Source organism: Rhodococcus sp. H29-C3 (assembly GCF_030063405.1).
Lineage (GTDB): Bacteria > Actinomycetota > Actinomycetes > Mycobacteriales > Mycobacteriaceae > Rhodococcoides.
In genome coordinates this window covers 531,554-549,125 of record NZ_JASITC010000003.1, presented here as the reverse complement: position 1 = coordinate 549,125, position 17,572 = coordinate 531,554, and the positions used below count along the sequence as shown (strand labels likewise).

Genomic DNA, 17,572 nt, shown 5'->3' with positions numbered 1-17,572 from the left:
CACGCAGCATCCAATTCGAAAGAAGGAACAATAATGATCGTCCTGGGAATCATCCTCGCGCTCATCGGCTTTTTCACGTCGATCAGCATCCTCACCACGATCGGCATCATCCTGATCGTCGTCGGCGCCGTCCTCACCATCCTCGGTGCAACCGGGCGCGCTATCGGTGGCCGCAAAACCTGGTATTGATCGCCAGGTATTGCCCTTGCACGTAGACGAGGCCCCGCGCACCAGCGCGGGGCCTCGTTCATTTTCGACAAAGCTCTTTCGGTCCGCGTCAGCGAATCTACCGTCTACTGCGTAGTATCTGCTCGGCCTGCCGCAACACGGGCGCATCGATCATTCGTCCTTCGAAACGAAATACTCCGCGCTCATCAGCGGCAGCCGCAACGACCTGCTCAGCCCAATCGATCTCCGCCTGGGTCGGTGCGAAAGCCTCTCGAATTATCGGTACCTGCGAAGGATGAATAGCAACCTTCCCGTCGAATCCGACGGCCACGGCATCCTCCGACTCGGCCGTCAAGGTAGCAATGTCACCGATATCGAGCACTACCGAATCGAGGGCGAACACACCGCGCGCTTTGGCTGCGAGCAATGTTGTCGACCTGACATGTTGTGCCACCTTCCGGTACGTACCGTCGGGGAATCGGCTCGCCTTGCCCCCCAATGCTGCGATCAGGTCCTCGGCACCCCACATCACCCCGATCGAATTTACTGCGCCGAGGCTGTCGGACACAGCGACGGCGCCGAGCGGTGATTCCACGATTGCGATCACCTCATAAGGCGCAGCCGCATCGATCTGGATCGAACTTTCACATTTGGGCAGCATCACTGTGCGATACGCCGTCTGGGCGAGTGCTGCCATGTCCAGTTCGAAGTCGGCGGTGCCGTGCGCATTAACTCGGACGACAGTGGATGCAGGGTCGAGAGGGGTGGACAGCAACGACTGCCTGGCTTTCTGCTTGTCGCCGGCAGCGACAGCATCCTCCAGGTCGAGGATTACGACGTCGGCCCGCTGTGCCGCCTTCTCGTAGCGTTCCGGTCGATCCGCCGGACAGAACAACCATCCAGGACCCGGCGGCACCCACGTCACGACGCGTCCTCCGCGGGGCGGAGCCTGACGAGAGTCTTGCGGACCGCCGTGGCTACGACTTCGCCGTGTTGGTTGCGTCCGGTGTGGGCGAAGGTGACGATGCCCTCTCCGGGTCGGGATTTCGATTCGCGCTTGTCGACGATGAGCGTCTCCGCGTACAGCGTGTCCCCGTGAAACATCGGCTTCGGGAACCTCACCTCGGAAAACCCGAGGTTGGCTACGATCGTGCCCTGCGTCAACTGCGCTACCGAGAGGCCGACCACTGTCGACAGAGTGAACATCGAGTTGACCAGTCGTACGCCGAACGTCGTGCCCTCACTGAAGGCTGCGTCGAGATGCAGTGCCTGGGTATTCATCGTCTGCGCGGTGAAGAAGGTGTTGTCGGCCTCGGTGACCGTTCGGCCGGGCCGGTGTTCGTAGACGGTGCCGAGCTCCATTTCCTCGAACCACAGCCCGCGCTGACGGACACGCTTGTCCGTGGTCATAGTCCGAGTCCCCGCGCGATGAGCATCAACTGCACTTCGGTGGTCCCCTCGCCGATCTCGAGAATTTTACTGTCCCGATAGTGCCGGGCAACGGTGTATTCGTTCATGAACCCGTATCCCCCGTGAATCTGTGTGGCGTCACGCGCATTGTCCATAGCCGCTTCGGAGGCGACCAATTTCGCGATCGAGGCCTGTTTCTTGAAAGGCTTTCCCGACAACATCAGCGCAGCAGCGTCGTAATACGCTGTACGGGCTGTATGCGCTCGCACTTCCATCCGAGCAATCTTGAACGCGATGGCCTGATTTCGTCCGATCGGCCCACCGAAGGCTTCTCGTTCTTTGGAGTACTTGACGCTTTCGTCCACACACCCTTGCGCAACGCCTACCGACAGTGCAGCGATGGCGATGCGTCCCTCATCGAGAATGTGCAGAAAGTTGGCGTATCCGCGGCCCTGTTGGCCCAGCAGATTTTCGTACGGAACCCGGACGTCGGTGAATGACAACGGATGTGTGTCGGATGCATTCCAGCCAACTTTGTCGTATGCCTTCTCCGCTACGAAGCCCGGAGTCGACGTAGGGATAAGGATCGAGGAGATCTGCTTCCTTCCGGTCACCTCGTCGACGCCGGTTACTGCGGTGACGGTGACCAGTTCGGTGATGTCGGTGCCAGAGTTCGTAATGAACTGCTTGTTGCCGTTGATTATCCATTCACCACCGACGAGTTTCGCGGTGGTACGTGTCCCCCCTGCGTCGCTGCCTGCCCCGGGTTCTGTCAACCCGAAGGCCGCGAGCGAGCTTCCGCTCGTCAATTTGGGCAACCACTCCTGCTTTTGCTCGTCGTTACCGAAGCGGTAGACCGGCATCGCGCCGAGGGAGACTCCCGCCTCGAGCGTGATCGCAACACTTTGATCCACCTTCCCCAGCTCTTCGAGGGCAAGACAGAGCGCAAAGTAGTCGCCGCCCATTCCGCCGTACTCCTCTGGGAACGGTAGGCCGAACAACCCCATCTCGGCCATGCCTGCAACGACCTCGTATGGAAACGAGTGCTCGGCATCGTGTTTGGCCGATACCGGCGCCACCACCGACGTGGCGAAGTCGGCGACACTCGCGATCAGCTGCTGGTACTCGTCGGGAAGGTTTCCGGTGGCGAGATAATCGGTCATGACTTTCCTTCTTCCACTTCGGTTCTCGGGCTCACGCGGGCGAGAAGTTGATCGACACGAACCTGCTCTCCCACTACGACAAGAAGTTCCACCGTTCCACCGATCGGTGTTGTCATTGCATGTTCCATTTTCATTGCCTCGACGACGACGATCGCCGAGCCTGCCTCCACGGTGTCACCGCTAGATACACCGACGGCGATAACGGTTCCCGGCATCGGGCTGGTCATCTCGGCATCTCCGGAGTGGCTGTCTTCACCACGGACACTGGTCTCTTCGACGGATGTGATTGCCCACGTGCCGGCCGGTGAGGACACCCAGACAGTCGCGTCGTCGTCGGCAAGCCGAAAGCGCGAACGCACGCCGGCGCGCACCATGGCCACGTCGCCGTCCTCGACACGAGCGAACGACATCGGTTGCGATTCTCCGTCGTCGACCGCTACCCATGCGTCCGACAGTGTGCCGTGCACGTGCACATGCGCGGTCCGTGTTCCCGATGACAGTCGATACGTCACTGGCTGGGCTCGCCCGCCGATTCGCCAACCGCTCGGGACCGTCCACGGTCGCGAAGGATCCGAGTCCGTCCACAATGACGACCACAGATGGACGCCCACGACCACGAAGATCTCGTCCGGAGCAGGCGCTGTTTCGTAGTCCTCGACCCTGCGATCGAGCAATCCGGTATCGAGCCTTCCCTCGACGACATCGCTGTCCGCCAGCAGAAATCGGAGGAACTCTATGTTGGTGACAACGCCCAACGCTGCGGTGTCGGCAAGCGCGCGATCGAGAGTAGCGAGCGCCGAAGCTCGATCGGGGCCGTACGCGATCACTTTGGCCAACATCGGGTCGTAGTCGCTGCCGACGACGGACCCGACGGACACGCCCGAGTCGACGCGAACTGTTGGAGTGGGTGACGGTTCCCGAAGCGAGAGCACGGTCCCTCCGGTGGGCAGGAATCCTCGACCGGGATCCTCGGCGTAGACGCGGGCTTCGATCGCATGACCGGTCAGTGTCACCTCGTCCTGCCGAATCGTGAGCGGTTCACCGCGGGCGATTCGAACCTGCCACTCCACCAGATCCAGCCCCGTGACCATTTCCGTCACCGGATGCTCGACTTGAAGTCGGGTGTTCATTTCCATGAAGAAGAACTCGTCGGGGCGATCCGCCGAGACGATGAACTCCACGGTTCCCGCGCCCGAGTAGTCGACACTGCGAGCGGTGTCACACGCCGCCTTCCCTATACGTTCTCGTGTCGCCTCGTCCAGAAGTGGCGACGGCGCTTCCTCCACGACCTTCTGGTGCCTGCGCTGCAGACTGCACTCTCGTTCGCCGAGGTGTACGACGTGTCCGAACTGATCGGCGAGTATCTGTACTTCGATGTGCCGAGGCCGCAGAACGAACCGTTCGAGGAACAGCGTGTCGTCACCGAACGAGGAAGCCGCTTCGCGTCGTGCACTCGCCAACGCACCGGCAAGCGCTCCCGCCTCCTCGACCAGTCGCATGCCCTTACCGCCGCCGCCTGCCGACGGCTTGACCAGGATCGGATAGCCGATGTCCTGGGCGGCATCGAGGAGGTCCGCGTCGGAAAGTCCGGGGCGAGCGATACCGGGCACTACCGGTACACCGAACTCCGCCACTGCGTTCTTGGCCGTGATCTTGTCGCCCATCACCTCGATTGCTGCAACGGGTGGTCCTAGGAACGCCAGTCCGGCAGCCTCGCAGGCTGCGGCGAATTCGGCATTCTCCGAGAGAAACCCGTAGCCCGGATGGACGCCCTGCGCTCCGGCGCGGTGCGCGGCTTCGACGACCTTGTCGATCGCGAGGTAGCTCTCACGCGCGGGGGCTGGACCGAGGCGGACCGCGGTGTCTGCCTCACGGACGTGCCGTGCATTTGCGTCGGCGTCGCTGAACACAGCAACGGATCGAATACCCATGCGCCGCAACGTTCGAATGACGCGAACCGCGATCTCGCCGCGGTTGGCCACCAGCACTGTGTCGATCTGTCTCGTCATCACATCTCACATCCGGAAAACGCCGTAGGAGACCGGCTCGAGCGGCGCATGAGCGCTCGCCGACAGAGCAAGTCCGAGAACAGTTCTGGTGTCCGCGGGGTCGATGATCCCGTCATCCCACAATCGCGCGGTCGAGTAGTAGGGGTTGCCCTGCGATTCGTATTGCTCTCGAATCGGTGCTTTGAACGTTTCCTGCTCTTCGTTCGACCATGGCTTGCCGGCCGCATCGAGTTGTTCACTGCGGACCGTGGACAGTACCGAGGCTGCCTGTTCACCGCCCATGACAGAGATTCGGGCGTTCGGCCACATCCACAGAAAGCGCGGTGAATAGGCGCGGCCGCACATCGAATAGTTGCCCGCGCCGTAGGAACCGCCGATGACGACGGTGAACTTCGGGACCCGAGCGCACGCGACCGCGGTCACCATTTTGGCGCCGTGCTTGGCGATGCCGCCTGCTTCGTAGTCTCTGCCGACCATGAAACCAGCGACGTTCTGCAGGAATACGAGTGGAATACTGCGTTTGTCACACAGTTCGATGAAGTGCGCGCCCTTCATCGCCGATTCTGCGAACAGCACGCCATTGTTGGCGATGATTCCGACCGGATGTCCGTGCACGTGCGCGAACCCGGTTACGAGGGTCTTTCCGTACTCGGACTTGAACTCGTCGAACTCCCCGCCGTCGACGATGCGGACGATGACCTCGCGAACGTCGTACGGAGTGCGCGAGTCGATCGGCACCACGTCGTAGAGGTCTTGCTGATCGACGGTGGCATCGAGAGCTTGCCGTATCGGCCATTGTGCCGCAGGGATCGGCCCGAGCGTGGCGACGATTCGACGCACTCGGCGCAGTGCGTCTCGGTCGTCGTCGGCAAGGTAGTCGGTCACCCCGGACACCTTCGAATGCAGATCACCGCCCCCGAGTTCCTCGGCCGTGACGACTTCACCCGTTGCTGCCTTGACCAACGGCGGTCCCCCGAGAAAAATCGTGCCCTGGTCTCTGACGATGATGGCTTCGTCGCTCATCGCGGGAACGTAGGCGCCACCTGCCGTGCACGAGCCCATTACAGCCGCGATCTGCGCAATGCCTGCCGCGCTCATCGTCGCCTGGTTGAAGAAGATTCTGCCGAAGTGCTCGCGGTCGGGAAACACCTCGTCCTGCCGCGGAAGGAACGCACCGCCTGAATCGACGAGGTAGATGCAGGACAGTCGATTCTGCGCCGCGATTTCCTGCGCGCGCAGATGCTTCTTCACCGTGAGCGGATAGTAGGTGCCGCCCTTGACGGTCGCGTCGTTGGCGACGATGACGCACTCGCGGCCGGACACTCTGCCGATTCCCGCGATCATTCCGGCGCCGGGGCACTCGTCGTCGTAGATTCCGTCGGCTGCCAGCGCGGCGATCTCGAGAAAGGGGCTGCCTGGATCGAGCAACTCGTTCACACGATCTCGCGGTAGTAATTTGCCTCTGGCAATGTGTCGCTCGCGGGACTTCTCGCTGCCTCCGAGTGCAGCGCGGTCCAGCTTCTCGCCCAGTTCTTCGACGAGCCTCTTGTGTTCGAGCCTGTTGGCTTCGATATCGATCGCCATAGTGGTGCCACTCCCTGACCGAAACTTCGGTTAATCATCACTAACCGAAATCAATAGTAAACTTTCATTAACCGAGTTGTCCAGTATCGAGCCGAAGTCGGGGATTTCACCATGAGCACAGTGTCGCCGCCTGCCGAGTCGAAACCGACCGTTCGCGAGCAGCGCAAGGCTGCGCGACGCATCGAGCTTCTCGATGCAGCGGCCGAACTGTTCGCCGAGCGCGGCTACGCAGCCGTGCGGCTCGAGGATCTCGGCGCAGCGGTCGGGATCAGTGGACCTGCGGTTTATCGCCATTTCCCCAACAAGGAAGCAGTCCTCGTCGAGCTACTGGTGGACATTTCCGACTACCTACTGACCGGTGGCCGACGGGTCGTGCTGGACGCTGCGGACGCGTCCGGCACGATCTCCGAACTGGTCGACTTCCATCTCGACTTCGCACTGAGTAAACCGGCGCTGATCCGAATTCAGGACCGCGATCTGGCGAATCTGCCGACGTCCGCTCGACGTGATGTCCGACGCAAGCAGCGCGAATACGTCGAGGTCTGGGTAGCCGCACTCCGCGGATCCGACTCGAAACTGCACGAAGACGACGCCCGCACCAAAGCGCACGCCGTGTTCGGTCTGTTGAATTCGACCCCACACAGCATTGGACGAAGCATGTCCCGCCGATCGCGAGAAGTAATCAGAGTGATGGCAAACGCCGCCCTCACGGCATAGCGAGTCCGCGACCATCCGGCACGCGTGGCGCGGATACGGTCAGGATCAGCGGACAGAGTTATGCCAGCACCTAGAGCGCCTGCACCAATGCCGGCAATCCGACTGCCGCGGTGGTTCGCCAGCGGTGATCGGCGATATCGGATATCTCCGTCTCCACGGGGTTGATCTCGACAACAGTTGCGCCGCAGCTGCGTGCCATTGCCGGCAGCCCAGCGAACGGGAAAACTGCGCCGGATGTCCCGACGACCAACACGAGATCTGCGCTTTCGACGGCGTTCACTGCCGACGTCCATTCGGACTTCGGCAGCGGTTCGCCGAACCACACTGCTCCCGGACGCATAGGTCCCCCGCACTCAGGACACGGCGGCGGTGGGACTCGATCCGACTGCTCATCACTCGGTTCGTATGCAGGCTCGGAGTGAACCCCGCATTCGGAACAGCGTGCATCGAACAAACTACCGTGCACGTGCGATATGACCTTCGAGCCTGCGCGCTCGTGCAAATCGTCGACGTTCTGGGTAGCGATGTCGAGGTGCGCACGCTGTTGCCACGTAGTAAGTGCGACATGACCGGCATTCGGCTGCGTCCGGCGGACCAATTCTGTGCGCCACTGGTACCAACCCCACACCAGATCACTGTCGCGCGCCCACCCCTCCGGGCTCGCCAGGGCAGCGGGTTCGAAGTTGGACCACAGCCCCGTCTGCGCATCACGGAAGGTCGGTATCCCGGATTCGGCCGACATCCCAGCGCCCGTGAGCACCGCCACCCGCGACGCAGTACGCGCGAGTGTGACTACGGCGCTTGGTGGCTCGGCGTTGTTCATGATGGCCAGTGTGCCACGGCATACCGACAGCGATCTGGATGGTCTCGCCAGAATGCGCGGTATCTACTGTTGCCCGTGCCCACCGCATGACCCAGGCGACCGACCGGATCCGGCTCGGCCGACGAGCCTGCCGGCTCGAACGGCCATAGTTGCTGTGTAGCAACACGTTACAGAGGCCAACCCCGCTGTCACGTTATCTATTCGTTACTTTTGTGATCAATCTGTTATCCAATGGGTTGCAGGGCAGCTACTTCCTTGCTTCATGATTAGCTCAGCACGATCGGCAACGAGGAGTGGGCATGAACTACGCAACGCTCGACGAGAATTCCCAACGCACGACCCTGATCCCCCAGGTTCATCATCGCCTGGTCTTCGGTTCCGCATTCGGAGCGATCATCGCCGCCGCTATCGTCTTGTCGGTTGGCGGCCATGCCGTCACACTGATGATCGGTGCTCTGGTGCTCGGCATTGTCGGCCTCCTCGCCGCCACCCTCTGATCTCACTGCCCGCGAGCGACGCATCATGACTCTTCACTACTCCCCCATCTGCCGGCTCGACGACGACGCCATCGGCGGTGTGAAGATCTATCTGGACGAGCGCTACGGGACGAGTGACTTCGATGATGCGCTGCACAACGCGTCGAGCGACGTGCTCGACAGCATCGGTTGGATGACGCCGTTGCTGATAGGCACCGGGGTAGCGTCGGATGCTTGCGGGACCTTCGTCGTACGCGAGAGTTCGATGGTCGACAACCCGGCGAAGACCTTGCTTGCGGTCGAGAAGGCCAGAGCACAAAACCATATAATTGCAGTCGACGACGTCGGCGGGCAGTTCGCGTCATTCGGGATCCTGCCTCTGATCGAACCCGACATCATCGTTCTGGCACCCGAGATGAGCGCTTCCGATCCCGACCCGTACGTGGCCAGGGCCACGCATGTTCTCGCGGCCCAAGCCGAGCGGACCGGTGCAGTGATAGTCGCCAGTGGCGTCGATTCCGAAGCCCATCGCGTCAGAGCGCTCGAACTGGGGGCAACCTTCGGAATCGGTCTGCTGTTTCCACCCCGGTCCTCACCCAAGTCGCTGTCGGAGAGCAGTTCTCGTGCCGTCCTCGCATCGCGCACCTGGAGTACCCCCGATGCCGACTCGACGTCGCCGTTCGCCATCGCATCTGCCGGTCGTGTCGTGACACGTAGCCGCAAGACCCTGCTCATGGAAATGAGCACACACATAGAATGGCAGGCGTCGGTGGCCGGCCCGGAAACGTTGATACTCGGAACATTTCAGCACGATCGACATTTCCGAGGAAATACGAAGGCCCGCTGGCACGCAATGGCGGAACACAGCGCCTATACCGGCGTGTGCGGCGTCGGAATGACCGATACGTCCGACACCCACATCCACCGAGCGTCCCTCGACTCTGCCGACGGCATGACCGAGGAATGGAACGTCGTAGTTCTGGGGGCTCACTTCTGCTGCGTACTGTCCGCGCGTGAGATGAACATCGGAGACTCGAGACCGGATCGGGAGTTCGACTACGTCATCTCGCACGATCGTTGCACGGTGGTTCGCTGCGCCAAGGCCATTCTGCATAGATTCAACGGCCGAGCGGGGGTTCGAGTACCAGGCTGACCTTCACCAGGACAACCACGGCTCCGACTGGGCCACCTGCGCACCTACGGCCGAAGCGGGGGCTCGGCGCACGCCGAACAACGCGTTCATCAACTCCGATTCACTCCGTCCGGATTCGGCGACCCAACGACGGCTCCGATGGAGAGCTCGCGACGTCCATACCGCCACTGCTGCATCACCGGTTCCACTACCGCTATCGCCGGCGAAGTCGACTTTCACACCGCCTGCCACACCTGGTCCCACCTCGGCACACAACCGCCGCAACGAGTCCTCGCCGAATATCACCCGACCGGTCACCTCGACGACGAAGCGACACCGCGCACGTATCCAGTCGTCGGGTTCACCGAGATGGACCCGCGAATCGTTGAGTCCCAGTTCGCGATAGAGGTCCGAGGCGCTCTCGCCTACGATCCAGACACCACAGTCGTCTGCAGCACCGACCGAAGACGCGATCGTCACCGACAACGACGCCGCACTGTGCGACCCCGAGGCTACGATCACGACACAGTCCGGGACGCGGTATCGAAGCCCTGATCTCCTGGCCGCAGGGTCGGTGATCAACGGTGCAAGTTTCAAAGCCTCGGTATTCTTGGAGTCCGTTCGTGCCGACACGGATCGCTCAGCCCAGTCGGGGCCGTCGTGCCAAGCAAGGGCCGTGCGTTCGTAGGCGAATACCGCGCCGGCCATGAAGGCACGGTTGGCGAACTCCCAGTCCTCCCCTCCGTACTGCACGAACGACTCGTCGAAACCTCCGATGGCATCGAACAGTGAACGCCCGCAGGTCATCACCGCGCTGATCATGTACTTGTACGCGTCCCATCCTGGGTGCAGGAGATCCTGCGTCCGCTCGTAAGCGTCGACCAGCCAGGCTGGTTCGGTCACCGCGGACGAAAAATGTTTCCGCCTTCCGACCACCAGGGCATCGGGAAGAATCGAGGGCAAGCGTGTTGCCGCGCGTATGTAGTCTGGCGTCGGCACGGTGTCTGCATCCAGGAAACACAGAACCGAACCGCGCGAGGCGGACACCCCGAGATTCCGTGCAGCAGCCGCTCGAAAACCCCTGTCTTCCTGTCGGACGATCACGATGTTCAACTGCGAACCCCATCGATCGATGGGCGGCGGCAGCGAGGATCCATCGTCGGCAACGACAACTTCCAGTCGATCCGCCGGGTAGGTCTGCTCGGTCAACGCAGCCAATACGAGCGACAACTGACCTGGTTGGTCGTAATAGGGAATGATCACGCTGACGAAGGGATATCGCGACGGGCCGTGCACACGATCCCAGTCGTTGTCGGGCACCAACATCCGGCCATCACCGATATCTACTGTGCTGCTCACGCGGACCAACTTCGGAGAATCGCGTCATACGTGTTCGCCACCTCAGCCGGCGACGGTGATGGAACTACGGACGGGTCCGTCCACGTGTGGGCGGGGTTCTCCGTAGCAGCCACAAGCGCCGCATCGAGTGCACCGTCGACGTTCTCGTAGATGGTGAGCACGCCCGGTGCCCGACGGTTCAACTCTTCGATGTACCTGGTTCGCGGTACGAGTGGACGTCGTCCTGCCGAGATCCAGGTATTGATCGAACCCGATGCCGAGAGGTGTCGATGATGAGCCACTGGAACCGTGACCTCCCACATACGTTGCGTAAGTTCGTCGTCGTCGAGAAATCCCGTGACCAGACACTCCCGCCCCGACACCGCTGCCTCGGTATGGAGTTCGTCGACCAGATACTCGTGCCCTGGGGACGGCATCCCGAGAGCGGCGAACCCCACGGAAGCAGGCAGCGTCTGCATTGCCCGCATTGTCTCGATGTGGCCTTTACCTGGATAAAGGAACCCGAGTACTCCGACAGTCCGTCCAACCGTCGGCAGCACCCGCTTCGGTCTCATCGGGCCGGCAATCATCAACGGTACTACCGCGACCTCGACGGGTGAGTCCGCATCGGGATGGACGAACTCGCGGAGAAGCTCGGCTTCATGTTCGCTCGACACCACCACTCCCACAACGAGATCGAGAACAGATCGATAGAATTCGACCCGGTCCGACATCGACGGTCCGTCCGAGGGTTGCGGAAGGTCGTGCAACGTAACCGAAACGGGCCTTCCGATTGCTGCGATCAATGCCCGAAGATCGGTCAGCGCTTGCCGAGGGCTACTGCCGAACAATCTGTCGGTGACATGAAGGTGGACCAGAACGCAGTCGAGGACGTCCATTGCCTCTGCACTGTACGACCGAATCGAACGGTGTTCGCAACCTTCCGCCCGCGCCGCGTCACACACGGCAAGGCCGTACCGGACGACGCCGTGTGTTTCAGGACCGACAATCAAATGACACACAGTGCCCATCATGTCGGCAAGTCGAGGATGTCGATCAGTCCGCTGTATCGGCCCAGCGCAGCGTCCACGAACTCCGGATGCTGTGCATACCAGGACATCTGCTGATCGTGAATAGCCTGCTCCTCCAGCACTACTCCATCGACGGTCCACGCGGACCGGGCTACCGCCTCGAGACCGAGCGCATCGATCACCCGTCGCTCCAGCGGTGCTCGGACGACGCCGAGCAGTTCGCGATCGAGCGAAGATGGACCTGGCAAACCGAGAGCGTCGAGGATACGACTACCGAGTTCGATCAGAACCGCGTTGCCCGGGTGGTTGATGGTGTGCGCGGCCGCGCTGCCGAGGGGGCGAAGGACATCGGAGATCGCGACGTCGCAGTCGCGCCGCTCGCGTCGGTCCAGTTCGGCGATGCTCGCCTGCGCGGCGTCGACAATTCCCCTCGACGAGATTTCGAGGTCCCACTCGTCGAACCGCGTTCGGCCGTCGCGGGCCGCCAGTACGGTCCGAAGGTCGTGGTACGGCACACCAGGAGGCACGGCCGAGGGATCGCTGGGGTGCCGAACGATGATCTGCCACGGGTACAACCCGGAGTACCGGATGACCGGACAGATGAGCCTGGTCGTGATGGACGGGGCCATGTCCGTGAGGTCTGCGGTACCGATGGGCAGCCCTCGGTAGCCGGCCCGGACCGGTTGTGCGATCACGGCCCGAGTCTGCTGCAGGAGACGCTCGACATGCGGAATGTCAGTGGCAGTCAGCTCGTGAACGGGCGGCACGCGGACGGTGCGAAATGGGCTGTTCGCCGACGACGCCAGCACGATACGCAGCGCCTCCGCCTGGCAGTTCCCCCAGACGAGCAGCACCGGCCGGGTGTCCGAGGTGTCGGCATCGACGCCGTAGAAGCTGCCGTAATGCAGAGTTCGGCCGTCCGTGGTCACGCGCTGTAGTATTCGTTTGTCACGCAAATACACTCCCTCTCGAGCAGCCGGGCCGGGTTCGACACTCCCCCGTATATCCACTCTGCCGACAGAGGAACCCGTTATTTTGATCACGATCGCCTCGGTGCCTACTGACCACCGATATATCACCAATCTCGCACCGGACACCGTGGACATGGGTGAGCCGGCATTTTTCCGACTTCCCGACCCCCGACCGGTCGACGCCGAGGAGACAGAGAACCGGTGGTGGCCTCCTCGGTGGCTCGAACCTCGATGGTTGACCGAGCACATCGATACATTCGACGTGTTCCATCTTCACTTCGGGTTCGATGCGGTCGAGCCTGCGCGACTGGCCGCCATCGTCGAGATTCTGCGCGCGCACGACAAACCTTTCGTGCTCACCGTGCACGATCTGCACAATCCACACTTCGCGGACAACTCCATGCACCTGGCACAACTCGACATTCTCGTGACTGCCGCGGACGACGTCATCACTCTCACTCACGCCGCTGCCGCGGCCATCACTGCGCGATGGAACACCCCTGCCACTGTGCTGCCACATCCCCACGTCGCTCCGCTCGACCTGATCGGACCGGCGCGAGCGGAACACGAGCGGGAGTTCGTCATCGGGATTCATGCGAAGAGCCTTCGTGCAAATCTCGATCCGCTGGCGGTGATGGACGTCGTAGTCTGCACCGCAGCAGAACTCGGAAACGCACGAGTGCAACTCGACATCGACGAGGAGGTGTTCGCCCACCGTAACCAGCGGGGAGCAGTCGGTGCAGCGTTGACTGCATACAACCGATTCCGCAGCGTCGACGTTCGGGTGCATCGCCGCTTCGACGACACCGAATTGTGGCGCTATCTGAAAGAGATCGACGTGTCTGTACTACCGTATCGATTCGGCACCCACTCGGGCTGGCTCGAAGCATGCTATGACCTCGGAACCGCCGTCGTTGCCCCCGACTGCGGATACTACGGTGATCAGAAACCCTGTACTACATATGAATTCGGGATAGACCGATTCGAACCAGACACCCTTGCGCAGGCACTGCGGGATGTCCACGCTGCCCGTGGCCGGATTCCTGCCGCGTCCAGAGTCGAACGGGAACGCGAACGCACCATGCTCTCCCGCCGACACTACGAAATCTACGAACGTGCTCTGTCGCGAGGTAGCCGCATCCTGACCGAGGCCCGCTGATGCGCCCTTTACGCATTGCGCTGCTCGGTTCGTCGAATTTCCCTATCGCCGAACCGTTTGCCGGTGGCATGGAGGCGCACATCTGGCAACTCGCCCACACCCTGACCGAACGCGGCCACATCGTGACGCTTTTCGCCGCAGAGGGGTCATCGGTGGAGGTCACCGGCGGGAATCTTCACGTCGCACGACTGGAACTGAGTGCGATTTCCAAAGCCGACATCACCACCCCCGCCTGGGCAGTGAGCGAGCATCACGCGTACCTGTCGGTGATGATGGATCTGGCCGGAGAACTGCGAGACTCCTTCGACATCATCCACAATCACAGCCTTCACTACCTGCCCATCGCCATGTCTCCGACAGTGCAGACGCCGATGCTCACCACGTTGCACACTCCCCCATTCGCCTGGCTGGAGTCGGCGATCGCTATCTCGGCGAGTCCTGCGTCGTCGTTCGTCGCAGTCAGTGAGCATGCCGCTCGCCAGTGGGCACCCGTGCTCGGTGGGGTTCATGTCGTGCCCAATGGCATCTCGACGCAGCGGTGGCCGGAAGGACCCGGCGGAGACTACGCCGTCTGGTCCGGCCGTATGGTGCCGGAGAAGGCGCCCCATCTTGCTATCGATGCCGCGCGGGTGGCCGGAGTTCCACTTCGCCTCGCCGGACCTGTCTCGAATGCCGAGTACTTCCGGGAACACGTTGTGCCGCGACTCGACGACTCGGTGACCTACGTCGGCCATCTACGTCAGCGGGAGCTGGCGGCTCTCGTCGGTGCCGCCGCTGTTGCTCTGGTGACGCCCGTGTGGGAGGAGCCCTATGGCCTGGTTGTCGCCGAAGCTTTGGCATGTGGAACTCCGGTCGCCGCTTTCGACCGTGGCGGGATTCCGGAGATTCTGACCCCCGTCTGTGGTCGCCTCGCCACCGCAGATTCGGCGGAGGATCTGGCAACTGCCCTCGTCGACGCCACAGCACTCTCACGGAGCGATGCCCGGGCCCGTGCCGAGACAGCATGCTCGGAAACTGCGATGGTGGACCACTATTCGGAGCTCTACGAGCACATGATCGGTGAGACGACGGTTCGACGAGGTGCGGCATGATCGGGTACTACGCGCATCATCACGGATCGGGGCATCTGACTCGTGCGGCATCGATCGCCGCTGAGCTCGAAGAACCGATGACCGTACTGTCCTCGCGCCCGCGATCTTCCGAACACGCTCACCTCGACTGGGTGACTCTGCCACTCGATGTGGACTCGGCGAAGACGGGCGATCTCGACCCGACTGCATCGGGGGTGGTCCATTGGGCACCGATCGGCGTTCGCGGGTTCACCGAGCGCATGGCGATGATTGCCGAGTGGGTCGCACGAACACATCCGCGGCTCGTCGTCGTCGACGTGTCTGTCGAAATAGCTCTGTTCGTTCGATTGCTCGGCATTCCTGTCGTCATCGTCGCCATGCCTGGCGATCGAACGGACGAGCAACATCAGCTGGTTTATCGGATCGCAACAGCAATCATCGCCCCGTGGTCGAAGGACGTGTACGACCCGGCCTCGCTCCATGCTTTTTCTACCAAAACCACCTACGTGGGCTCGATCAGCCGATTCGCCGGGCGACCCCGCACTTCGAACACGACAACCGAACCGACTGTCTTCGTGCTCGGGGGCGCGGGCGGAACGTCGCTGACGAAGAAAGATATCGATGCCGCGGCCGAACGCAACTCCGAATACACCTGGACGGCAGCCGGACTCGATACACAATCATGGATCGACGACGTATGGCCACACTTGTGTTCGGCGTCGGTGGTGATCACGCACGCCGGACAAAATGCACTCGCCGACGCGGCCTCCGCTCAGGTTCCTGCAGTCATCGTGCCCCAGGATCGGCCCTACGGTGAACAGGACGCCACCGCCGATGCCCTCGCCAGGGCAGGAGTAGCTGTCGTGGCGCCGTCGTGGCCTTCCCCCGATCGTTGGCGATCCTTGTTGGCCGAAGCAGTACGCGTGGGGTCGGCGGGCTGGCATCGCGTCGAAGCGTCCGGCGCTGCCCGCCGCGCAGCTCGGCTGTTGTCCGAGACGGCCGCCGTATGAAGACATCCATGATCACCGTCGTGTCGGGACGGCACGAGCATCTTCGGGGCCAATTGCGTGGCCTCGCCCAGTCGATGCTCGCACCCGAACACCACATCATCGTCGCCATCGACGACGACGAGATCGCTGGTGTCGTCGCGGACACCGAAAGCTCGGCGCAGGTGGTCGACCTCGCCGCACCCCAAGGCAGGCTTCCGATCGGGCAGGCAAGAAACGAGGGCGCCCGAATGGCATCGGACGGCGGAGCCGATCTTCTCGTCTTTCTCGACGTCGACTGCATTCCGTCACCCGAACTGCTTACGCGCTATCACGATTGCGCAACACAGCCTGAGCACCGTACGTCTTTACTCTGCGGACCGGTCACTTATTTACCGGCTCGGACCTCGGCGTGGGCCGTCGAGGAGTTGCACGCCCACACCGACCCTCATCCGGCGCGTCCGAATCCGGCTGCGGGAGTGGTCGAGACAGGCAGGAACTATGACCTCTTCTGGTCACTGTCCTTCGCCCTCTCGACCGACACCTGGAACCGTATCGGCGGATTTCACGACGAATACCTCGGATACGGCGGCGAGGACACCGATTTCGCTGCCGTAGCTCGCTCGATCGGTGTCGGGTTGCGTTGGGTCGGCGGCGCACATGCCTACCACCAGCATCATCGTGTGTCGTCACCCCCGATCGAACATCTCGACGACATCGTCCGCAATGCGGCTCTGTTTCATCGCCGTTGGGGCCGATGGCCGATGGCCGGGTGGCTGGACGAGTTCGAACGTGCGGGCCGGATCGTACGCAGTCCCGACGGATCCATCGATCGCATTGCATGAACCACGCGAGTACGGGGTAAGCAACGTGTGCTCCGCACTGAACGCCGGTGCCCACACAGGATGCGAGGGTCCGTACCGATGAACCAAGTGATCGACACCGGCACGTCGGCACCAGCCACGCGCGCTGTGACAACCAAGCGGGAATGGGCAGCAGACCTCAGCACCCAGCGGTTGTACGCGCTGCTCAAGCTGCGCGTAGAGGTGTTCGTGGTGGAGCAGGCGTACTTCTATCCCGAGCTCGATGGTGAGGACTTAGGCTCGCTGACGAGGTACTTCTGGCTGGAGCGTGACGACGAAGTGCTGTGCACGTTACGACTGACCGAAGAGGGCAACGGACCTGATCGGGTTTTGCGCATCGGCCATTTGTGTACCCGACGCTCCGAACGCGGGAAGGGACATACCACCCGTCTGCTCCAGGCTGCCTTGGCCGATGTCGGTTCGGCCAGATGTCGAATCGACTCGCCGAGCTACCTCGTGGACATCTACACCGGGCACGGATTCGTGCCATGCGGGGACGAGGTCCTCGACAACGGAGTTCCTGTCATCCCCTTGGTGCGAGAATCCAAGTGAATGTGGAAGTTTCAGTCGAACTAAGCCCGGTGGGCGCGGCTCGACCGGGTAGATTGGACTCGTACGCGCAGTAGCCAACTGGTGGAGTCCGCTTCCCGACAACATTGATGCTGTACGCCT

Annotated in this window: 18 protein-coding genes; 9 read left to right on the top strand and 9 right to left on the bottom strand. The window is 62.1% G+C overall.

The features are described from left to right. Positions 1-33 precede the first annotated feature (33 nt). Positions 34-189 (top strand): DUF6131 family protein, encoded by a 156-nt coding sequence (locus QMK32_RS09925; RefSeq protein WP_168708278.1) that lies wholly within the window; start codon positions 34-36, stop codon positions 187-189. A 97-nt stretch (positions 190-286) separates the two neighbouring features. Here QMK32_RS09925 and QMK32_RS09920 read toward each other — a convergent pair whose 3' ends face one another. Genes QMK32_RS09920 through QMK32_RS09900 form a run of 5 tightly spaced genes read right to left on the bottom strand, consistent with a single transcriptional unit; the run spans position 287 to position 6,334 of the window. Then, entirely contained in the window at positions 287-1,093 is an 807-nt protein-coding gene (locus tag QMK32_RS09920; protein ID WP_283474619.1) for an HpcH/HpaI aldolase/citrate lyase family protein, read from the bottom strand. Then, positions 1,090-1,578: a MaoC family dehydratase gene (locus QMK32_RS09915; protein ID WP_283474618.1), complete on the bottom strand. Its 489-nt coding sequence runs from the start codon at positions 1,576-1,578 to the stop codon at positions 1,090-1,092. Before QMK32_RS09915 ends, QMK32_RS09920 begins: the two co-directional genes overlap by 4 nt. Further along, on the bottom strand, positions 1,575-2,741 hold the full coding sequence (locus QMK32_RS09910; protein WP_283474617.1) for an acyl-CoA dehydrogenase family protein: 1,167 nt from the start codon (positions 2,739-2,741) through the stop codon (positions 1,575-1,577). Before QMK32_RS09910 ends, QMK32_RS09915 begins: the two co-directional genes overlap by 4 nt. Continuing rightward, positions 2,738-4,750 (bottom strand): acetyl/propionyl/methylcrotonyl-CoA carboxylase subunit alpha, encoded by a 2,013-nt coding sequence (locus tag QMK32_RS09905; protein ID WP_283474616.1) that lies wholly within the window; start codon positions 4,748-4,750, stop codon positions 2,738-2,740. Before QMK32_RS09905 ends, QMK32_RS09910 begins: the two co-directional genes overlap by 4 nt. A gap of 6 nt (positions 4,751-4,756) precedes the next feature. Further along, positions 4,757-6,334 carry a carboxyl transferase domain-containing protein gene (locus QMK32_RS09900; protein ID WP_283474615.1) on the bottom strand — a complete coding sequence of 526 codons (1,578 nt, stop codon included), beginning with the start codon at positions 6,332-6,334 and terminating at the stop codon, positions 4,757-4,759. Between the two features lie 111 nt (positions 6,335-6,445). Between QMK32_RS09900 and QMK32_RS09895 the strand changes: the two genes are divergently transcribed. Then, positions 6,446-7,051 carry an SACE_7040 family transcriptional regulator gene (locus tag QMK32_RS09895; RefSeq protein WP_283474614.1) on the top strand — a complete coding sequence of 202 codons (606 nt, stop codon included), beginning with the start codon at positions 6,446-6,448 and terminating at the stop codon, positions 7,049-7,051. A 70-nt stretch (positions 7,052-7,121) separates the two neighbouring features. Here the strand turns inward: QMK32_RS09895 and QMK32_RS09890 are convergent, their stop codons facing one another. Then, positions 7,122-7,874 carry an SIR2 family NAD-dependent protein deacylase gene (locus tag QMK32_RS09890; protein ID WP_283474613.1) on the bottom strand — a complete coding sequence of 251 codons (753 nt, stop codon included), beginning with the start codon at positions 7,872-7,874 and terminating at the stop codon, positions 7,122-7,124. Positions 7,875-8,173: 299 nt separating this feature from the next. On the opposite strand from QMK32_RS09890, the gene QMK32_RS09885 reads away from it, so the two are divergent. Next, the gene (locus QMK32_RS09885) at positions 8,174-8,371 is read left to right on the top strand and encodes a hypothetical protein (protein WP_283474612.1); all 198 of its coding nucleotides are present in this window, start codon (positions 8,174-8,176) and stop codon (positions 8,369-8,371) included. A gap of 25 nt (positions 8,372-8,396) precedes the next feature. Beyond that, a complete protein-coding gene (locus tag QMK32_RS09880) occupies positions 8,397-9,503 on the top strand; it encodes a DICT sensory domain-containing protein (RefSeq protein WP_283474611.1) in 1,107 nt (368 codons plus the stop codon). Between the two features lie 3 nt (positions 9,504-9,506). On the opposite strand, the gene QMK32_RS09875 is transcribed toward QMK32_RS09880, so the two are convergent. The 3 genes from QMK32_RS09875 to QMK32_RS09865 form a co-directional block, all read right to left on the bottom strand. After that, the gene (locus QMK32_RS09875) at positions 9,507-10,841 is read right to left on the bottom strand and encodes a glycosyltransferase (protein ID WP_283474610.1); all 1,335 of its coding nucleotides are present in this window, start codon (positions 10,839-10,841) and stop codon (positions 9,507-9,509) included. Beyond that, the gene (locus QMK32_RS09870) at positions 10,838-11,719 is read right to left on the bottom strand and encodes a glycosyltransferase family protein (RefSeq protein WP_283474609.1); all 882 of its coding nucleotides are present in this window, start codon (positions 11,717-11,719) and stop codon (positions 10,838-10,840) included. The genes QMK32_RS09875 and QMK32_RS09870 overlap by 4 nt, the downstream gene beginning before the upstream one ends. A 131-nt stretch (positions 11,720-11,850) precedes the next feature. Beyond that, complete coding sequence (locus tag QMK32_RS09865; protein ID WP_283474608.1) at positions 11,851-12,780, bottom strand: WcbI family polysaccharide biosynthesis putative acetyltransferase; 930 nt, start codon at positions 12,778-12,780, stop codon at positions 11,851-11,853. 124 nt (positions 12,781-12,904) lie between these two features. On the opposite strand from QMK32_RS09865, the gene QMK32_RS09860 reads away from it, so the two are divergent. From QMK32_RS09860 to QMK32_RS09840, 5 genes are all read left to right on the top strand, one after another. Further along, positions 12,905-13,981: a glycosyltransferase family protein gene (locus QMK32_RS09860; RefSeq protein WP_283474607.1), complete on the top strand. Its 1,077-nt coding sequence runs from the start codon at positions 12,905-12,907 to the stop codon at positions 13,979-13,981. Then, entirely contained in the window at positions 13,981-15,072 is a 1,092-nt protein-coding gene (locus QMK32_RS09855; RefSeq protein WP_283474606.1) for a glycosyltransferase, read from the top strand. Before QMK32_RS09860 ends, QMK32_RS09855 begins: the two co-directional genes overlap by 1 nt. Continuing rightward, positions 15,069-16,061, top strand: coding sequence for a glycosyltransferase (locus tag QMK32_RS09850; RefSeq protein ID WP_283474605.1), 993 nt, complete (start codon positions 15,069-15,071; stop codon positions 16,059-16,061). The genes QMK32_RS09855 and QMK32_RS09850 overlap by 4 nt, the downstream gene beginning before the upstream one ends. Continuing rightward, positions 16,058-16,882, top strand: a complete 825-nt coding sequence (locus QMK32_RS09845; RefSeq protein WP_283474604.1) for a glycosyltransferase family 2 protein — start codon at positions 16,058-16,060, stop codon at positions 16,880-16,882. Before QMK32_RS09850 ends, QMK32_RS09845 begins: the two co-directional genes overlap by 4 nt. Before the next feature lie 78 nt (positions 16,883-16,960). Next, positions 16,961-17,452, top strand: coding sequence for a GNAT family N-acetyltransferase (locus tag QMK32_RS09840; RefSeq protein ID WP_283474603.1), 492 nt, complete (start codon positions 16,961-16,963; stop codon positions 17,450-17,452). Positions 17,453-17,572 lie beyond the last annotated feature (120 nt).

Bases quoted from the DNA above. Each gene is read 5' to 3' on its own strand.
- QMK32_RS09925 (WP_168708278.1), top strand. From the start codon at position 34: ATGATCGTCCTGGGAATCATCCTCGCGCTCATCGGCTTTTTCACGTCG.
- QMK32_RS09915 (WP_283474618.1), bottom strand. From the start codon at position 1,578: ATGACCACGGACAAGCGTGTCCGTCAGCGCGGGCTGTGGTTCGAGGAA.
- QMK32_RS09910 (WP_283474617.1), bottom strand. From the start codon at position 2,741: ATGACCGATTATCTCGCCACCGGAAACCTTCCCGACGAGTACCAGCAG.
- QMK32_RS09905 (WP_283474616.1), bottom strand. From the start codon at position 4,750: ATGACGAGACAGATCGACACAGTGCTGGTGGCCAACCGCGGCGAGATC.
- QMK32_RS09900 (WP_283474615.1), bottom strand. From the start codon at position 6,334: ATGGCGATCGATATCGAAGCCAACAGGCTCGAACACAAGAGGCTCGTC.
- QMK32_RS09895 (WP_283474614.1), top strand. From the start codon at position 6,446: ATGAGCACAGTGTCGCCGCCTGCCGAGTCGAAACCGACCGTTCGCGAG.
- QMK32_RS09890 (WP_283474613.1), bottom strand. From the start codon at position 7,874: ATGAACAACGCCGAGCCACCAAGCGCCGTAGTCACACTCGCGCGTACT.
- QMK32_RS09885 (WP_283474612.1), top strand. From the start codon at position 8,174: ATGAACTACGCAACGCTCGACGAGAATTCCCAACGCACGACCCTGATC.
- QMK32_RS09880 (WP_283474611.1), top strand. From the start codon at position 8,397: ATGACTCTTCACTACTCCCCCATCTGCCGGCTCGACGACGACGCCATC.
- QMK32_RS09870 (WP_283474609.1), bottom strand. From the start codon at position 11,719: ATGGACGTCCTCGACTGCGTTCTGGTCCACCTTCATGTCACCGACAGA.
- QMK32_RS09855 (WP_283474606.1), top strand. From the start codon at position 13,981: ATGCGCCCTTTACGCATTGCGCTGCTCGGTTCGTCGAATTTCCCTATC.
- QMK32_RS09850 (WP_283474605.1), top strand. From the start codon at position 15,069: ATGATCGGGTACTACGCGCATCATCACGGATCGGGGCATCTGACTCGT.
- QMK32_RS09845 (WP_283474604.1), top strand. From the start codon at position 16,058: ATGAAGACATCCATGATCACCGTCGTGTCGGGACGGCACGAGCATCTT.
- QMK32_RS09840 (WP_283474603.1), top strand. From the start codon at position 16,961: ATGAACCAAGTGATCGACACCGGCACGTCGGCACCAGCCACGCGCGCT.